This window comes from Ignatzschineria rhizosphaerae (genome assembly GCF_022655595.1).
GTDB lineage: Bacteria > Pseudomonadota > Gammaproteobacteria > Cardiobacteriales > Wohlfahrtiimonadaceae > Ignatzschineria > Ignatzschineria rhizosphaerae.
In genome coordinates, this window is record NZ_CP093379.1 from 539881 (window position 1) to 555691 (window position 15811).

Below are 15811 nucleotides of genomic sequence, written 5' to 3' on the forward strand. Positions count from 1 at the left end.
TTTGGTATTTGATCCGATCTATGGATCTAGCCAAGACACTCTGGGAACGCTTTCTCAGTTAGAAGATTACAACGATATTTATAAAAGAGTATGCAATGACACAAGTGGCTCAAACAACTAATGCAGTATTGGATCAGCGATTACTAAAGATCGTGATCGGAATTTTATCAGCAATGGTTTCGATCTTAATTACGATCGGAACATGGCACATCAATAGCCAATCAACGCAGATTGGTTCATTAACGGTCGCAGTTAACGAGTCCGTGATTCAACAACGTGAACTCTTTATTAAATTAGAGAACTTTGAAAGGCATCTGATGCGATCTGATCGGTCTATCCAAGCGTTAGAAGCAAGGGTAAATAGCTTAGAAATCAGATTTGAGCGCATCGATGAAAAAGTGAGTGGAAAGATATGATTCATCAACTTAAGAAAGTCTTTAAACCTTATGTGAGATCTGAAGCAGATATTGATGCTTGGGTCGATAACGGTAAGCCTTATATGTGGGGAAAAACCCTCATGACCAGTGAAGAATTTGTTGTGAACTTAAAGCAGGTTACAGCTAATGAACATGCTGTCGTTGCGGTTGCGGCAAAGTGGTATGCAGAAAATGCAGGATTGATCACTGATGAGGAACGAGATGCAGGAATCACTTATGACATCTCGATTATTAATGAAGATGAGTACGAGATCCAATTCGTGTTCCAAATGAAACGAAAGTTTATTACGGATGTTGATGAAAATGGAGTTTTAAGTGCAAACGAATGTTCTTGATGACCAAATTAACACGATGTTAAAGCGAGTGAACCCCGCTAAACGTAGACAGTTTGGTAGAGGAGTGGCACTGGCTTTAAGAGCGTATAGAAGTAATGAAATTCTTGCGAACCGGGATGTTGACGGTAAGCCGATGGAAAGACGTAAAAAGCAGAAGACTCTCCCTCGTAAAAAGAATAAAGGTGGGCTGATGTTTACCAAAATGGGACGTAGAAGCAGTATGCAAATCAGAGCTAATGCTAACTTTGCATCTATCTCATTCCCTCATAAGCATCGAAAGATTGCCCAGAATCACCAGGAAGGGCGATCTGTTCAGGTAAACCAATATACAAAGGTGAAATATCCCGTTCGTACTCTAATGGGCGCTACAAAGCGAGAAGAGAGAATCGTGTTAGATCATCTTTATGAATTTATGGCGGAGGTGCTCTAATGCAATTACCAACGGATTCATTACGTAAAACAAATGAAGTCTTTAAAACGGGTGAAGTCATTGGTATTCGTGTAACAAGCGGAATTATCGAAGTGCAATGTGAGTTTGAAGATGATGCAAAAACGCCATGGATGCCTTATGCGTTGCCATTTGTGGGTGGTACATCGATCTTTTGTTATCCGCGAATTGGGCAAGGTGGCCGGGTGATGTCTGAAGGTGGGGAAAACAACATTAATGTTTTTATCCCGAATCTTGATACAAGTCAGCAGTTTGCAGGGCTTGGGGAGTTTGACTTTAAGATTCTCTTTGAGAATGGGGATTTTATCCATCATAACAGTGGGAATCTTACGATTAATAGCGCTTCTACAGTGGTAGTGAATACACAAGATGCGACGGTTAATGCAGAAAAAACAACCGTGAATTCAAGTAATACGACGACAAATACAGACCAATTCACAGTGAATGCACCGACTATTAATTTAAATGGAAACGTATTTATTGCCGGAGGAATCAGTGCCGGCGGTGGTGCAGGAAGAAACGTGGTAAGAGCTGTATTTAATTATCCAGTTGTCTTTCAAGCACATGCACAAGCGAATAACGATATCACGATCAACGGCATTTCATTTATTGGTCATAAACATGATACGCCGGAAGGTATGAGTGATGTTCCTGAGGGGGCGAAATGATTAGTCGAGAAACAGGATTGCCGATTACAGAAGATGAGCACATCATCCAGTCGATGCTAGATATCGCACTTACTGCAAAAGGCACAAGAGTTATGCGCCGCAATTACGGCACGATCTTAGTACCGAAAATTGATGCACCAATGAACGATGAATATCGAATGATGTTGATGAGCTCATTAATGACGGCATTTGCAGAATTTGAGCCTCGTGTCGAAGTTCGTCGCATTAACGTCAATATTGAAACCGCCGGAAAGCCAAGTTTCATGATTGAAGCGGTTAAGAAACGTAGTAATGAAGTCTTAAATTTTAATAGAAGTTTTACGGGAGGAAATGATGCAATTTAAAGCAAGTCAATATCTTGTTGATCTTCCTGAACCTACGGTTTTTAAAGTCATTGATTTTGAGAAAGAGCTCGAAGAGATCATTGCTAATTTTGTGAGTAGACATCCGAGCTATCAAGAGATCGTGCTTGAGAGTGATCCGCTTAAAAAAGCATTCGAGTCCTGGGCTTATGATCGCATCAATATGAAGAATGCATATAACGAAGATTTAAAGCAATCGATGCTCAAATATGCAACGCACAATAATCTTGATGTGTTGGCCGCAAACCTTTTGATACATCGCCGAGTCTTAGTACCTGCAGATGATTCAACAAGCCCGCCGACACCTGCAGTATTAGAAGATGATGAGAGCTTACGCTTTCGTGCACAAACTGCAGACCGACTTGCACAAGTAGCGGGCCCAAAATCAGGGTATGAGCGTTTAGCGATTGAAGCGAGTGAAGAAGTCAAAGAATCATTCGTAATGTTACCAACCCCAGTGCCGGGAGAAGTCCACTTGTATATCAGATCCCGACAAGGAAATGGCCAAGCGAATCAATCACTGATTAAGCAGGTTAATGACTTCATCACACCAGATGATAAGAGGCCTCTCAATGACAAGCTCATTGTGAGAAGTGGCAAGATTCACGAAGTAACAATTGAACTCATTGCGACTTATTACAACGGCTATTTTGAGGAATCAGTGAATAAAGCCGTGAAAGAATCGCTGCTAAAACTAAATGACAGATTGAGCTTTGGCGATCCGCTTACTTATAACTTGATCCACGCAACAGCACGAGTGCCAGGCATTCAGAATATTGAAATCATAATGCCAAAGAGTGACGTAATGCCAGAGCCTTTTGCCTACATCGTCATTAAAGATGTGGTTGTTACAAGAAAGGTGGAGGAAGCGTAATGCCAAATAGTGTTCAGCAACAATCATTATTACCTCGCACTTCAACACAGTTTGAGATCGATCTTGAACAGACTGGCTTTTTTGCCAACCGTCCGCCGGAAGATTTTAAATTTCAGTGGATCTGGAACCCGTGGTTTTGCCCGGTTGATCTGCTCCCATGGCTTGCTTGGTCACTCGACGTTGATGAATTTAATCACGACTGGCCAATACAAAGAAAACGAGAAGTGATTGCGGCAGCCCCTTTAGTGAATCGCAAGAAAGGTACGATTGAATCGATGCGAAGAGTCATAAGAGCGGCAGGACTTGGAGAGATGACATTTGTCGAAAACTCCGGGCATTGGGCGGAATATGATGTGACTTTTGAGAACCATTTCACGATTGATCAATACAACAATGCCGTCAATCTTCTCTATTACACAAGTTCAGCACGTAACAAGCTCAGAATAGTGAAGTATGAGCAAACCTTACTTTATAACAACAAAGCGCTGTATAACGGCGAGTACTTATATGGGAGTTTATAGATGATTGAAACAGCCAGAAAAGAAGATCTCTTCTTAGATAAAAAGCTGATCATTCCAGAAAATAAGCTTGATGCCATCCGCATTATGGCTCTATTGCATCCTGTTGTGGGTGATCAGCCGACTCATGAAAAGGATCAACCCAATACCAATAATCCGATCTTGGATCTTGCTTGTACAATCGCCAACATCCATGAGATGGGAATCGGCGTTCATGCTGATTTAAGAAAAATACAAAATGAGCCACCAGAGTATTACTTTGGGAAAGGCTTTATGTCAGGAATTTCAAGCTTGAAGGGCAATGGGATTCTCGCAGTATTTGGTCAATGGCGTGATGCTTCTGGTAAATATGCCATTAAGCAGTTTTTCTATACAGATATAGCGATCAGCTATCGTAATGCGCTTGATGCGAAAACATGGAGTGGCTGGATTGATGTATTAACAAGTAATAGCTCACTTGATTACAACAAGCTACTCAATGTACCCATCACATCAACGCTCAGTGATGATAAAACAAAAATTGCATCGATCTTTACAGTCAATCAAGTAAACCGTGCTGCTGTAAATGCACAGAAGACAGCAAATACTGCGAATGCCAATGCTGTTGATGCGATGAATGAAGCATTAAAGAAAATGGATCTTTACTCTTTTGGGCTTGGCTCTATAGGTAATGCTCCTACTTTATCAATAGAATATGATATTTCAGAAAGGCTTCCTAACGGCTTTTATAAAGTCGCTGGAGGTTCAACAGGCTTTCCTAGTTGGAAAGCCTCTGGGGATTCATTAATTTCTTCTGGTTGGGGGAGTTCTCAGTGGTCATCTCTCCATCTAAGTACTGATAATCGTTTAGCAATGATTAGTTCTAGAAATGGCGTTATTTCTGAATGGGCTGAATTCTATTCAACTGCTAACACGAAACCGATTAAAGGATTTTTAAGAGTTAACGGAAGTCTTATTCCTTTAACGGAGGATCAACTAACAAGCACATTAGGTGATTATAAAGATAGAGCCGCATCCATTTATGTTGTTAATCAACTTAATCGCGATGTTGTCATCGCTCAGAAAACAGCAAATACAGCTAATGCGAATGCTGTCGAAGCGATGAATGTAGCACAGAAAAAAGTGCTTCCTGAAGAAGTTGCTTCAGAATATTTAAAAACGTTAGGTGCTTACCTGTTTAAAGGATCAGCAGATGATCTTGAAGTCGGATCTATAGGTTTATATGCCGCCCATAGCTCAACATATCCAACAACAAACTTACCTTTTCCTGGCTATAACTGGGTTGAGACATCTTATCTGTATCGATCCAAAACAAGAAGAAAGCAGATAGCGATAGCTTATACAGAACCTCGCAGAGCTCTTAGAGTTATGAAAGAAAACGAGGTATACGGTGAGTGGGCTGAAGAATGGACTACTTATAACACTACTAATATAAAAGGTTTTCTTAGAGTTAGTGGGAATTTAATCCCACTCACAACAGACCAATTAAACTCAGATCTTAAAGTTAACCGATCAGATCTTGTAGCTAGTGCAAAGTCTGCTTACGATGCAAACATCAACGCATTACTCGGAATCAGCAAAGCAGATGACGCCCAAAAAACAGCCAATACTGGCGTAGCCAATGCAAAAACAGCAGACGATAAAGCAGTTAAAGCACAAGCAAGAGCGGATGCCGCATTCTCACGAGTAAAGCCCATTACCGAAGGTGGTCACGGCGCTACGACTGCAGCGCAAGGCCGTAAAAATATGGGCCACGGTGATGCTTCTACGAGAAATGTTGCAGCAAGTATGGGATCAAACGGAAATACACTTGTGCCGCTGAGCTTACTACAAGATCAAACGATTGGGCACAATCAAAAGTGGCATGACGTTACAGATGAACGTGAATACGACACTGAATATGTCAATGATACGGGAAGAACGATTTTTATCATCATTGATACTGCAAACCAAAACGAATTTTTTATAGATGGTGTGAAAGTGGGCTTTCATGCGCAATACGGATTGTACTTACCAATTCCGCCGGGAAGTATTTGTGTCTTAAAAAATGTCCATGGCGGAGTCATTCAATATTGGGGAGAACTCAAATGATCGTAATTAGAGAATTTCGGAAAGGCAATCGCCGATTTGAAAAAGGGGAGCATTACACAGAGAAAGATGCTCAAAAATGGGTTGATGCGGGCTTTGTTGAAGATACCGCTAAAACGGAAATAGCAACGAAAACAGCGAAGAAGGATGGTAAATAATGAGTACAGAATTACAACATGGTGTTCGTCAGACCTTTGATAAGTCTGGTTGGACACAATTACCAAAAGTGGGCACGGCTGTCATTGGCATGGTTGTTACCGCAAATGATGCTGATGAAGAGATGTTTCCGCTTGATCAGTGTGTTTTAGTCACTGATTTTGATGTTGCGATTGCGAAAGCAGGATCCACAGGCACATTAGGCCAGGCGCTTCGTAATATTAAAAAAGAAGCAGTTACACCAACGGTTGTGGTGCGAGTGGATGAAGCCGAAAGCTTTGATGCAACGATTCCTAACATCATGGGAAAGATCAATCCTAATGGTAGTAGAACAGGGCATGAAGCTTTGGAACTTGCTAGAACGCAAACTGGCGTACAGCCCAAGATTTGGATCTGCCCTAAGTATGATACTGAAGAAGTGGTGCGTTTACGCTTAGTCGCACTTGCTGATAAGTTCTTAGGATTTGTCTACGCATCGATTGAAACGAGTTATACGGTGCAGAAAGCATTAAAGCTTGCGGATAAAGTTTCGAGCGATAATCTCATGCTGATTTATAACAATGCGATTGCCTATGATCAAGATCTGGAAGTAGAAGCGGAGCAATACGTTGTTGCACAAATAGCAGGGCTTAGAGCAAGAATTGATTATGAGAAAGGATGGCATCATTCGATTTCTAACCATGTTTTAAGCCAAGTAACAGGCACAACGAAAGAGGTGACTTTCGCCCCGATTAACCCTGCAGGCACAGAAGCTAACGAGCTCAATAAAAAGAATATCAGCGTGCTGATTCGTGATGATGGCGGTATTAAAGTTTGGGGAAACCGTACCTGTGCACCGATTGATTCATCGCATATTTTTGAGGTTTATACTCGCACGATGAACTTCCTAGGGGAAGAAGCGGCAATCATGCTCAAAAGCATTACCCAAGATAAGCCAATGACTCGTGTTCTACTCGAAGAGTTCTCCATGCGTTATAACAATCGCCTTGATGAGCATAAGCGAGCAGGCAGAATTATTGGTGGTTATGTGGATCTTCATCCTGGCAAAAATGGGACGAATGATCTGATGGAAGGTCGTCCAGATTGGCTTTTAAAAGTCACGCCGGTACCACCTGCAGAAAGTCCTGGCATTGAGCTCGTCTTAACGGACGAATTTATCACTAACCTTGTATAAAAAGTCGATGTAATTAAGTAAGGAGACATTATGAGTGAACAATTTCCCAAGGTTCTCAAGAACTTTGACATGTATATCGATGGGGATTCAGTCGGAAGAGAGACCGAAACGGTAAAGCTTCCATCCACCACGATGAAGTATGAAACCATTGAAACAGGTGTATTTAGCCGTCCGGTTGATATTCCTGTAGGTTTTGAAAATTCTATGGAGTTAGAGATCGCTACCAAAGGGATTAACTTTGATCTGATCGTCCCGCAAGGCTGTGGTTTGAATAGTACGACTTTGCAGTTTAAAGGTTTTATTGAGGATCCAGGTACTTGCGACAAGATTAGTTTTACCGCGAACTTTACCGGCCGCTTTGGTACAGAGCTTGATGCGATGAAGAAAGGGGAAGTCACTGGGGCAACGATTACATTTAAGGCCGTGACCGCCGAGTATATCGTCAATGGTGCTTCTATTTATGAAGAGCGAGTGCTTGAGAATGTCTTAATCGTGAACGGTAAAGACCTCAAAGCAGAAGAGAATGCAGCAATGGGCCGCATGTAATTAGTGAATCGAATAGCGCGGAATTACCGCGTAGTTCAAATAACATCAATCAATCTATTTAGGAATCAGTTATGAGTAAAGTTATTAGCAGAGCAAAGAAAATCACCGTAGCATTATCGCAGCCATTAATGATTGCGGATAAGGAGTTCACAGAAATTACAGTGCGTGAGCCAATCGCCAACGATTTACGTGGGATCTCGATTACGCAGTTACAGATGAGTGAGGGAGATGCCGTTCTTAGTGTGTTAGAGCGTGTTACCGATATTCATGAAGAGAACTTACAGCGCTTATCAGTTTCTGATTTTAGTACGCTCAGTAATGTGATCTTGGGGTTTTTATTTCCGAAGCAAATGCAAAATATTTTGGAAGGCATCAAACAGGGCGGAAGCGAAATCACAATCGCATAGAAGAAGTTATCTCAATCTACATCGAGGATCTTGCCGTTGGTATTGGCTTAACATTTCCCTTTGTCTCTTTTGGCAATATTTTGGAAATGACCATCTCAGAGGTTTTACTCTGGAACTTTAAAGCTATTGAACACAACGAAAGAATCGAAGCAGAGCGAAATAAGAATAATCAAAAATAAGAGCGCCAATTCCACCAAGCCGGCGCTCTTTTTTTAGGTGGAGTTTATGGCCAAGAATTTAGAACTAAAAGTTGTCTTATCTGCAATTGATAAGATGACAGGACCACTTCGAGGTATTGGGCAACAATCCAAACGATTGAGCCAAGGATATCGCGAGGATATGCGTGGCTACAATCAGACTTTGAAGCAGACGGAAACAGCCCTAAAAGGTGTCCGTGAAACTCAAAGAAAGATGGTGGCAGCAGGGAACCACAATACCGGCGCAACCATAAAAGCAGAGCAAGCATTAGTACAACGCATTGAACAAACTAATGCAGCAATCGCACAGCGAAAGAGCTTGATGGATCGTGAAATTGCAACGATTAGAAAACGGCAAGAAGCACTAGATCGTGGACAATCACAAATGCGATCTGGAGCGATGAATATCGCTAAAGCAGGGGCAATGGGATATGCCGGTGCAAGATTTTTAGCAGAAGGTGTTGATTTTGATTCTACGATGAGTCGAGTTCATGCCTTAACACGCCTGGATAAAGATAGTGAAGAATTAAAAGCATTACGAGATCAGGCAAAACATCTAGGGGCGACGACTTGGGCTACATCATCGCAAGCGGCAGAAGGGCAAGCCTTTTACGCTATGGCAGGATTTACGCCAGAAAACATTATGAAAGCGATGCCAGGAACATTGGATCTCGCAAGAGCTTCTGGGCTTGAGATTGGTAGAGCGGCAGATATTGGCTCTAACATTTTGCAAGGCTTTGGTTTAGATGCATCGGAGATGGATCGGGTTGGTGACGTTCTGGTCGGTACATTTACTCGTACTAACGTTAACATGGAGATGTTGGGCGATACGATGCGTTATGTTGCGCCGATTGCCAAGGGCTTAGGCGTTTCATTAGAAGAAACAGCGGCAATGACTGGGATACTTGGGAACGTCGGTATTCAAGGCACGCAAGCGGGTACTGCAATGCGAGCAATCTTCAGTAGATTAGCGGCAGGTCCAAGCATGGCCACAAAAGCTTTAAAACAGATTGGGATTAAGACGAGTGATAAAGATGGCAACCTTAAAAATCCGATAGAGCTTTTAGGGGAAGTGATCCAAAAGACTCAGAAGATGGGAAATACTGAGCGCTTACGAGTGCTTAAAGCAATTGCCGGACAGGAAGCTGCAACGGCATTTATGGCTTTGACAGAGAAATCGAGCTTAGAAGATATTAAGCGGATCTATGAGGAAATCTCCAATAACCAAGGGGAAAGCCGAGAAGTATCAGAAAAGATGGCAGATAACCTTGCCGGTGATTATCAAAAGCTCTCTTCTGGTTGGTCGGATATCCGTATTGCGATCTTTGAAATCAATAATAAGGGTTTAAGAAAAACGGTCCAATTCATCACGGAGATCGTGAATAAAATTGGGGAATGGGTCAAAGAGAATCCGCGAATTGTTGCTGTATTAAGTATGGCTGCAGCAGGGGGAATGACACTTTTAGGCGTGATTGGCTCATTACAATTAGCGATGGGAGCATTTAATCTTGTTGTGTTGGCAAACCCCGTTGTCGCTCTGATAGGGGCTGTGATTGTCGGATTAACGACACTTTTTATGTATCGCAAGGAGATCTGGGGTTTCTTTAAATCCTTTGCTGCAGCGCCGAGAGTCTACATTAATAAAGCAATCTCCTTCCTACTGAATTTACGTAGTACCATTATTGGCTTTTTAAAAGAAATTCCGCTTATTGGACCTATTTTTGCTGCTGTTTTTGAATATGCAACAAAGCCTTTTGAATGGCTGATGGAGTCCATTAAATGGATTAATAATAGATGGATAGCTCCACAGTTTGAGACTAAAAATGTGACAGGTTTTACAAGCTTCCTGAGAGAAGGGCTTGCTTATATCAAGGACTTTAGGCAGAGCATTATTCACTTGTTATTAGATATTCCTGTCATTGGGCCGGTGCTCGGATTTGTATTTGAAAAAATGACATTCATGTTCGATATTATGAGTGGTTTAATGGGTTACGTGATTGATGGCTTAGAGTGGATCGGGAATATGTTTGTCGCCCCTAGCTTTGATTTATCAGGGATCACGGGGTTCTTTGATCTTATAAGATCTTGTATCGATTATCTTTTGGATCTTCGTAATAACGTCAGTGATTTATTAAATGAGATTCCGCTGATTGGTCCCGCTTTGAGTTTTGTATTTGATCTTCTAACATTCCCCTTTGCCTTATTAATGCAAGCGATAAAAAAAGTGATGGAGATGTTTGAGTGGGTTGGTGATAACTGGCACATCATGCAAGGCTGGTTGGTAGGACTTTGGGAGAATGTTAAAAGTGCGATGCAACCGGTTGTTGAGCTTTTTACGATGTTGATAGATCTTATTTCACAGATGATTAATGGCATTAAAGAGTTATTCTCTTTTGAAGCCCCTGAGTGGATGAAGAAAACGGGGAGTATTATCGGTGATGCTACGAGTAGCACCTATGATTATTTTGCCGATAGTATGAAATACACCTTTGGTTCAATTGCTGATTTTGTGTTTGATCGAGATGAAACTGCAGTCCGTAATGCGACCTCGTTAATGAAAGATTACGCCCTTATCGGCGGTGCTTCGATTGTTGCAGCAAGCCCTGTAACGAATACCAATAATCAGACAAACCACGTTGAGATTAATGTAACGGCTCAAACGAATGCCTCGGCGGCTATTATTGCCACAGAAACGGTGAATCAGCTACGAAGCACAGGATTAATAGGAGATATGCGATGACACAGCTTATTTGGGGATTTGTACTCTTTCAGGCAAATTCATTGATCTATAACGAACTTAATAAAAGCACAAACTACAAGCATGTGCAAAATGAGCGAATCGGCAAGCGTGCGGCTAATCAATTCTTGGGCCCTGGGGATGAGATTATTACGATTCCCGGCAAGCTTGCGCCGATTATTACCGGCGGTAGAACGACACTGCAGATATTAAAAGCGCAGGCAGATACAGGGTTGCCGTATCCACTCATCGAAGGGAATGGGCTTGCACATGGCTTTTATGTGTTAACGAGTATTGAGGAGAACTCAAAGTATCACTTAGCAGATGGACGGCCCAAGATCATTGACTACACGATCACCTTAAAACGGGTAGGGAATGACAAGATTGATTTTTCACAGATTGCCGTAGGATTGGGAGGGCTTCTATGATCCTTGATGCGCTTGATAATTTTAATAATAAGCCGAATTACTTCTTAACGATTAATGATGCGAATTCATTAACACTCAATAATCATATTATGGAGATCTCCTTAACGGAGAATCGTGGCTTTGATGCCGATACATTGCGGATCACCGTGGATGATTCATTAGGAAATATCATACTACCGAATCGAGATGCAGAGATTACGCTAAAACTTGGCTTTGGTATGTTATTAGTGGATAAGGGCAAGTTTATCGTGGATGCTGTGGCACATTCTGGCCCACCGGATGTTATTACGATTGGGGCGCATTCAGCCGACTTTAAAAAGGAGTTCTTAGAGCGTAAAAGCAAGCTTTATGATGCGATGACGTTAGAAGAGCTCGTACAAAAGATCGCAGCGCAATATGAGTATGAATATGTCGTGGCAGATAGCTTAAAATCGATTGCGATTAAGGGGAAGCAGCAAGCAGATGAGTCGGATGCGAACCTTCTTACAAGGCTTGCTGAGGATTATGATGCCGTAGCAACGATCAAAATGGGGAAGCTTCTCTTTTTAGAGCGTGGAACAGGGAAAACCGCAAGCGGACAACAGATGCCAACGATCACGCATCATCGCTCAGAAGGGGATAAGCATAGCTATTCTGTGAATGATCGGGATCATTATACGGGCGTAGAAGCAAGGTACCTGTTACCAGGGAAAGCCAGACGGAAGAAAACCCTTGTGGGTAAGGAAGGGCGAGTCCATCGTCTAAGAACCGTCTTTGTGGATGAAGAGCAAGCCAAACTAGCAGCAGAGAAAGAGCTACTAAAGCTTAACCGGGGTAAGGCCTCCTTAACTGTCAGTTTAGCCAGAGGGAACCCGAACCTAACCGCAGAAAGCCCACTAAAATTAGCGGGCTTTAAATCAGAACTTGATGCTGAAAACTGGATTGTGGTTACTACCACCCACAACTTAACCAGTGGCAATGGATTGGTTACGGAGTTTCAAGGAGAGGTTAAAATATAACTTTAGAAACTTGCATTTTTTATTTTATTGCATTAGTCTTAAACTATTGCATACAGCTAATTGGGTTAATTAGCAAAATTAAGACGAACTTTATCTTTAATATGTGGGTCATGATGATCAATAGTTACGCATATTTTATCCCCTAAAGAATAATTACGAATAGAGATTTTAGATTTATGAATTAGTCCATCGATTGAAAGTTTATTATCTGTATCAAGAGTAATAAAAATACCAAGGTGAGGAACTATATTTTTTATAGTTCCTTTTAATTTTGTTCCAATAGGATACTCATGACAGAATTGAATCCATTTTATAGATTCATCGTTAGAGAATAAACTTTTAAATCTCTCTATAGTACCTTTTGGTTTTTCCATGGAGATTAGGTTCTCTAACTCTTCAAGTTTAGAGTATGTGCGATAGTTATTTAATATTCCTTGAACAATATCATCGATGTATTCGATAAATTTTGAAGCAATATAATATACTTCTGGTAATCTAAAACTTTGCTCAGGATCTACGATAAGTCTTTTTATATCATTAACAAGATTTTCATCAGTAATTCTTGTATCTTCTGCGATTGTGGCTAAATAGGTTATATCATTTTCTAATAACTCTAGATGCGCATACCCAGCTGGAGCTAGTTTTATGTTCGTATATAAATTAATATTTTCATACTCAAAGTCTTCAGTTGTAATACACATTGCCTTACCTAAATAACCTATTTGATTAATGACGGGGTCTTTTTGAAATCCAAATTTACCAAGTGTATTTAGTAATTCTTCAACAGTGAAGTATCCTTTTTTTGCACTTCGTTTTACATCACTTCGTACCATCATTTTTAACCAGCGGAGTATGCATAAGCGTATTAGGTAGATAGGTATATCTTTCTCATCCATTTCGGCATCAAGTAAATTTTTTATATGGGAAAACTTACTTATATAATATCTACGATTTCCTCTCATTAATGCCCTAACTGCAATATGTCCAGGCATTGTATAACTATTGGATGATTTTCTTATTTTAATTATTTCTTCATTAGGAATATGCCCGCTACTACAAAAGTTAAGAAACATTTCTAAAGCTATTCTTATATTCCCGCCGGATAGTCCCGTTAGTAGTCTTCTAATAGAGTTCTCATTATTCAGAACAGAATTCAACATAGATAGTAGATAAGTTGACCCATCGTTATTAGGGTCAAACATGACATACATATCATTTTTTAATCTAATTTTACTTTGTTGAGGTTTTGATTCACTACTTTCTTCTGATATTAAGTCTAATGCTAGTTGCACTCTTCTTGTTAGAACTGTTTGAAATCTTGGAGCTTCTATTCTGAAGCTATATTGTTTTATTGCAGTATCTAAAGGTTTTTGATCTTTATAGTTATCATAAGTTTCATCACGTAAAGGTAAAAAGATAATTGATTTTAAAGTATCTTTTGCCCAGTTAGCTACTTCAAACATTAATAATTGAGAGTCTTTATTTTTCTTATCACAATTATCAAAGACAATTATTACTGATTTAGCTCTTTCATTTGCTAAATGTCTTATATAACACCTTAAGGTTTGTTCAAGATCACTTTCGCACTCCCGTAGCTTATTGGCTAAACCTATCTTATATTGCTCGGAATCTTCTGAGAAAATAGAACCTATGCCACGTTTATAGCTATTAACTTCAACAGAATATAACTTTAATAAAAATTCAAGACTTTCAAAATCAAACTCATCTTTAAATTGTTCTTGTAGATTATTAATTATTTCTTGTTGAATCCAACTGTAAATTTTCTCCTTTTCCAAAGGAGCATTATTTAAGTTTAATCTGACCCATATTAATTTATCTTGAATAGATTTAGGAATAGTATTGGTATACTGTAAATAATCAATAAAAGTTGATTTTCCGACCCCTACTTTGCCAATTAATAAAATTATTTGATTATATGCATGTTCTGAAAGGGCCTTATATATCTCAACTGGTCTATCAGTTCTTTGTATTTCTTGAGATATTATTTCACTTGCAGAACTTGATAGTCTCACTAGTTGATCAACTTCGTATCTATTTCTTTTATTTAAATCAGTTGATATATATCCCTTACTGACTATATATTGGCGATGCGTTTTATTATCAGGATTAAATATCCATTGATATGTATCGCTTATAGTTTCACCTAATGGATTTTTTTTAATTTCTTTTTCTTGAAAAGCTTTGCCTCCTAGAACCATTCTAGGTTTTTTTATAAATGGAGGTACTAAAGTTTTAGAAATAGTATTAAAGTGATTCTCTAATCCTACAATGCCTATACTGTCAGATATAGTAATTAAGTATTTTGACCCACATATTAATTCTTGTACTTTACATTTAATTAATGGTGTACTAGAGCCAACTTCTCCAAATTGAAGGTCAACTCCATTTGTTGCTAAAAGAAACCTAACTGGGTTTAATTCTTTGGGAAACTTATCATTAACTTCATGAGCATATAGTCTTGCTTCTCTATAAGCTTCATCTAGATTAAAATCAGATGGTTTTTTTGCTTCAATGATTGCCATAGGAAATCCCCGATTAACTAAAATATAGTCGGGATAATAAATCTTTTCAGACTGTCCTTTTCCTATAGAATATCGATTGATATTAGTTTTTGTTAAAAAATTAGTAGTAGATAAATTTAAACCATAAGGTTCGCTAGAAGTTAGAAATGGGGTAATAAATTTTTGCTCTACGTCACTTTCTGTTGCTGATATATCAAATTTCAAATTATTGATATCTAAATTGTTCTCCGACATATTATAAAACCTTTAAATGATTAGTAGAGGATAATTTTATATTATCCATAAATATTAGTAGGATTAATTTTGAGTTATTATTTGATTTATGTTTTAGAAAATTACTTTATAGATCTTTGATTAGCGGATATATCTATACTATTTCACATCCCACATTAATCCAATTCTTCAAAAATCGCTTCACTATTACCTGTAAACCCGGCAATTTTATCTATTCTAAAAGTGCGGCGTTCTTCTCGATCTAAGCAGTAGCCTTCTAGATATTCATCATCTTTATAATAGGGCTGAATAGCTCGTTCTTGAGTGCCAATAACGTTGCCGTCCTCATCATGTTTTTCGTAGATGAAAGTAATAATAATTGGATTGTTACGATTGTTTTTAGCTTCTGTTTCGATACGTGGATCATTGAAGATATCGAAAGCATCATCTTCTTCATAATCTCGTAAATACCCTGAGTTTACTCTGTCCTGGGTTTCTGCTTTTACTTGTGCTTTATAAAGCTCTTCATCGATTTGAGGAGGAGTAGGGTTTTGCTGTTTACTTTCTCGAACGATGTCTTCAAGTCTTTTAATGAGCTCTTGTTCTTTGCGTTTGCTACGTTTCACAAAGTAATAGATGATAACCCCAAATAAGAGAATGACTATAAATGGACCCATGATCT

At 39.5% G+C, this 15811-nt stretch carries 17 protein-coding genes; 15 read left to right on the plus strand and 2 right to left on the minus strand.

All coding sequences use genetic code 11. The features are described 5' to 3' along the window. Positions 1 to 95: 95 nt before the first annotated feature. The 15 genes from MMG00_RS02420 (at position 96) to MMG00_RS02490 (ending at position 12373) form a co-directional block, all read left to right on the plus strand. Positions 96 to 416, plus strand: a complete 321-nt coding sequence (locus MMG00_RS02420) for a hypothetical protein (protein ID WP_242150862.1) — start codon at positions 96 to 98, stop codon at positions 414 to 416. Then, positions 413 to 772 carry a phage tail protein gene (locus MMG00_RS02425; RefSeq protein ID WP_242150866.1) on the plus strand — a complete coding sequence of 120 codons (360 nt, stop codon included), beginning with the start codon at positions 413 to 415 and terminating at the stop codon, positions 770 to 772. Before MMG00_RS02420 ends, MMG00_RS02425 begins: the two co-directional genes overlap by 4 nt. Then, positions 753 to 1202 (plus strand): phage virion morphogenesis protein, encoded by a 450-nt coding sequence (locus MMG00_RS02430; protein ID WP_242150869.1) that lies wholly within the window; start codon positions 753 to 755, stop codon positions 1200 to 1202. The genes MMG00_RS02425 and MMG00_RS02430 overlap by 20 nt, the downstream gene beginning before the upstream one ends. Then, positions 1202 to 1888, plus strand: coding sequence for a hypothetical protein (locus MMG00_RS02435; RefSeq protein WP_242150871.1), 687 nt, complete (start codon positions 1202 to 1204; stop codon positions 1886 to 1888). The genes MMG00_RS02430 and MMG00_RS02435 overlap by 1 nt, the downstream gene beginning before the upstream one ends. Beyond that, positions 1885 to 2232, plus strand: coding sequence for a GPW/gp25 family protein (locus MMG00_RS02440; RefSeq protein WP_242150874.1), 348 nt, complete (start codon positions 1885 to 1887; stop codon positions 2230 to 2232). Before MMG00_RS02435 ends, MMG00_RS02440 begins: the two co-directional genes overlap by 4 nt. Continuing rightward, positions 2219 to 3124: a baseplate assembly protein gene (locus MMG00_RS02445; protein ID WP_242150877.1), complete on the plus strand. Its 906-nt coding sequence runs from the start codon at positions 2219 to 2221 to the stop codon at positions 3122 to 3124. Before MMG00_RS02440 ends, MMG00_RS02445 begins: the two co-directional genes overlap by 14 nt. Next, on the plus strand, positions 3124 to 3645 hold the full coding sequence (locus MMG00_RS02450) for a phage tail protein I (protein WP_242150880.1): 522 nt from the start codon (positions 3124 to 3126) through the stop codon (positions 3643 to 3645). The genes MMG00_RS02445 and MMG00_RS02450 overlap by 1 nt, the downstream gene beginning before the upstream one ends. Beyond that, positions 3646 to 5733 (plus strand): hypothetical protein, encoded by a 2088-nt coding sequence (locus tag MMG00_RS02455; protein ID WP_242150882.1) that lies wholly within the window; start codon positions 3646 to 3648, stop codon positions 5731 to 5733. Beyond that, positions 5730 to 5888: a hypothetical protein gene (locus tag MMG00_RS02460; protein WP_242150885.1), complete on the plus strand. Its 159-nt coding sequence runs from the start codon at positions 5730 to 5732 to the stop codon at positions 5886 to 5888. The genes MMG00_RS02455 and MMG00_RS02460 overlap by 4 nt, the downstream gene beginning before the upstream one ends. After that, positions 5888 to 7060, plus strand: coding sequence for a phage tail sheath subtilisin-like domain-containing protein (locus MMG00_RS02465; RefSeq protein ID WP_242150888.1), 1173 nt, complete (start codon positions 5888 to 5890; stop codon positions 7058 to 7060). The genes MMG00_RS02460 and MMG00_RS02465 overlap by 1 nt, the downstream gene beginning before the upstream one ends. A gap of 30 nt (positions 7061 to 7090) precedes the next feature. Further along, positions 7091 to 7606, plus strand: coding sequence for a phage major tail tube protein (locus MMG00_RS02470; protein ID WP_242150891.1), 516 nt, complete (start codon positions 7091 to 7093; stop codon positions 7604 to 7606). Positions 7607 to 7677: 71 nt separating this feature from the next. Then, positions 7678 to 8013 carry a phage tail assembly protein gene (locus MMG00_RS02475; RefSeq protein ID WP_242150894.1) on the plus strand — a complete coding sequence of 112 codons (336 nt, stop codon included), beginning with the start codon at positions 7678 to 7680 and terminating at the stop codon, positions 8011 to 8013. A gap of 225 nt (positions 8014 to 8238) precedes the next feature. Further along, the gene (locus MMG00_RS02480; protein ID WP_242150897.1) at positions 8239 to 10950 is read left to right on the plus strand and encodes a phage tail tape measure protein; all 2712 of its coding nucleotides are present in this window, start codon (positions 8239 to 8241) and stop codon (positions 10948 to 10950) included. After that, the gene (locus MMG00_RS02485; protein WP_242150900.1) at positions 10947 to 11375 is read left to right on the plus strand and encodes a phage tail protein; all 429 of its coding nucleotides are present in this window, start codon (positions 10947 to 10949) and stop codon (positions 11373 to 11375) included. The genes MMG00_RS02480 and MMG00_RS02485 overlap by 4 nt, the downstream gene beginning before the upstream one ends. Beyond that, a complete protein-coding gene (locus tag MMG00_RS02490; protein ID WP_242150903.1) occupies positions 11372 to 12373 on the plus strand; it encodes a contractile injection system protein, VgrG/Pvc8 family in 1002 nt (333 codons plus the stop codon). The genes MMG00_RS02485 and MMG00_RS02490 overlap by 4 nt, the downstream gene beginning before the upstream one ends. Before the next feature lie 65 nt (positions 12374 to 12438). On the opposite strand, the gene MMG00_RS02495 is transcribed toward MMG00_RS02490, so the two are convergent. Both MMG00_RS02495 and MMG00_RS02500 read right to left on the minus strand, forming a co-directional pair. Further along, positions 12439 to 15150, minus strand: a complete 2712-nt coding sequence (locus MMG00_RS02495; protein ID WP_242150906.1) for a type I restriction enzyme HsdR N-terminal domain-containing protein — start codon at positions 15148 to 15150, stop codon at positions 12439 to 12441. A gap of 155 nt (positions 15151 to 15305) precedes the next feature. Then, the gene (locus MMG00_RS02500; protein WP_242150909.1) at positions 15306 to 15806 is read right to left on the minus strand and encodes a WYL domain-containing protein; all 501 of its coding nucleotides are present in this window, start codon (positions 15804 to 15806) and stop codon (positions 15306 to 15308) included. Between the last annotated feature and the right edge of the window lie 5 nt (positions 15807 to 15811).

Bases quoted from the DNA above. Each gene is read 5' to 3' on its own strand.
- MMG00_RS02475 (WP_242150894.1), top strand. From the start codon at position 7,678: ATGAGTAAAGTTATTAGCAGAGCAAAGAAAATCACCGTAGCATTATCG.
- MMG00_RS02465 (WP_242150888.1), top strand. From the start codon at position 5,888: ATGAGTACAGAATTACAACATGGTGTTCGTCAGACCTTTGATAAGTCT.
- MMG00_RS02420 (WP_242150862.1), top strand. From the start codon at position 96: ATGACACAAGTGGCTCAAACAACTAATGCAGTATTGGATCAGCGATTA.
- MMG00_RS02485 (WP_242150900.1), top strand. From the start codon at position 10,947: ATGACACAGCTTATTTGGGGATTTGTACTCTTTCAGGCAAATTCATTG.
- MMG00_RS02440 (WP_242150874.1), top strand. From the start codon at position 1,885: ATGATTAGTCGAGAAACAGGATTGCCGATTACAGAAGATGAGCACATC.
- MMG00_RS02490 (WP_242150903.1), top strand. From the start codon at position 11,372: ATGATCCTTGATGCGCTTGATAATTTTAATAATAAGCCGAATTACTTC.
- MMG00_RS02450 (WP_242150880.1), top strand. From the start codon at position 3,124: ATGCCAAATAGTGTTCAGCAACAATCATTATTACCTCGCACTTCAACA.
- MMG00_RS02455 (WP_242150882.1), top strand. From the start codon at position 3,646: ATGATTGAAACAGCCAGAAAAGAAGATCTCTTCTTAGATAAAAAGCTG.
- MMG00_RS02470 (WP_242150891.1), top strand. From the start codon at position 7,091: ATGAGTGAACAATTTCCCAAGGTTCTCAAGAACTTTGACATGTATATC.
- MMG00_RS02435 (WP_242150871.1), top strand. From the start codon at position 1,202: ATGCAATTACCAACGGATTCATTACGTAAAACAAATGAAGTCTTTAAA.
- MMG00_RS02460 (WP_242150885.1), top strand. From the start codon at position 5,730: ATGATCGTAATTAGAGAATTTCGGAAAGGCAATCGCCGATTTGAAAAA.
- MMG00_RS02425 (WP_242150866.1), top strand. From the start codon at position 413: ATGATTCATCAACTTAAGAAAGTCTTTAAACCTTATGTGAGATCTGAA.
- MMG00_RS02495 (WP_242150906.1), bottom strand. From the start codon at position 15,150: ATGTCGGAGAACAATTTAGATATCAATAATTTGAAATTTGATATATCA.
- MMG00_RS02445 (WP_242150877.1), top strand. From the start codon at position 2,219: ATGATGCAATTTAAAGCAAGTCAATATCTTGTTGATCTTCCTGAACCT.
- MMG00_RS02480 (WP_242150897.1), top strand. From the start codon at position 8,239: ATGGCCAAGAATTTAGAACTAAAAGTTGTCTTATCTGCAATTGATAAG.
- MMG00_RS02500 (WP_242150909.1), bottom strand. From the start codon at position 15,806: ATGGGTCCATTTATAGTCATTCTCTTATTTGGGGTTATCATCTATTAC.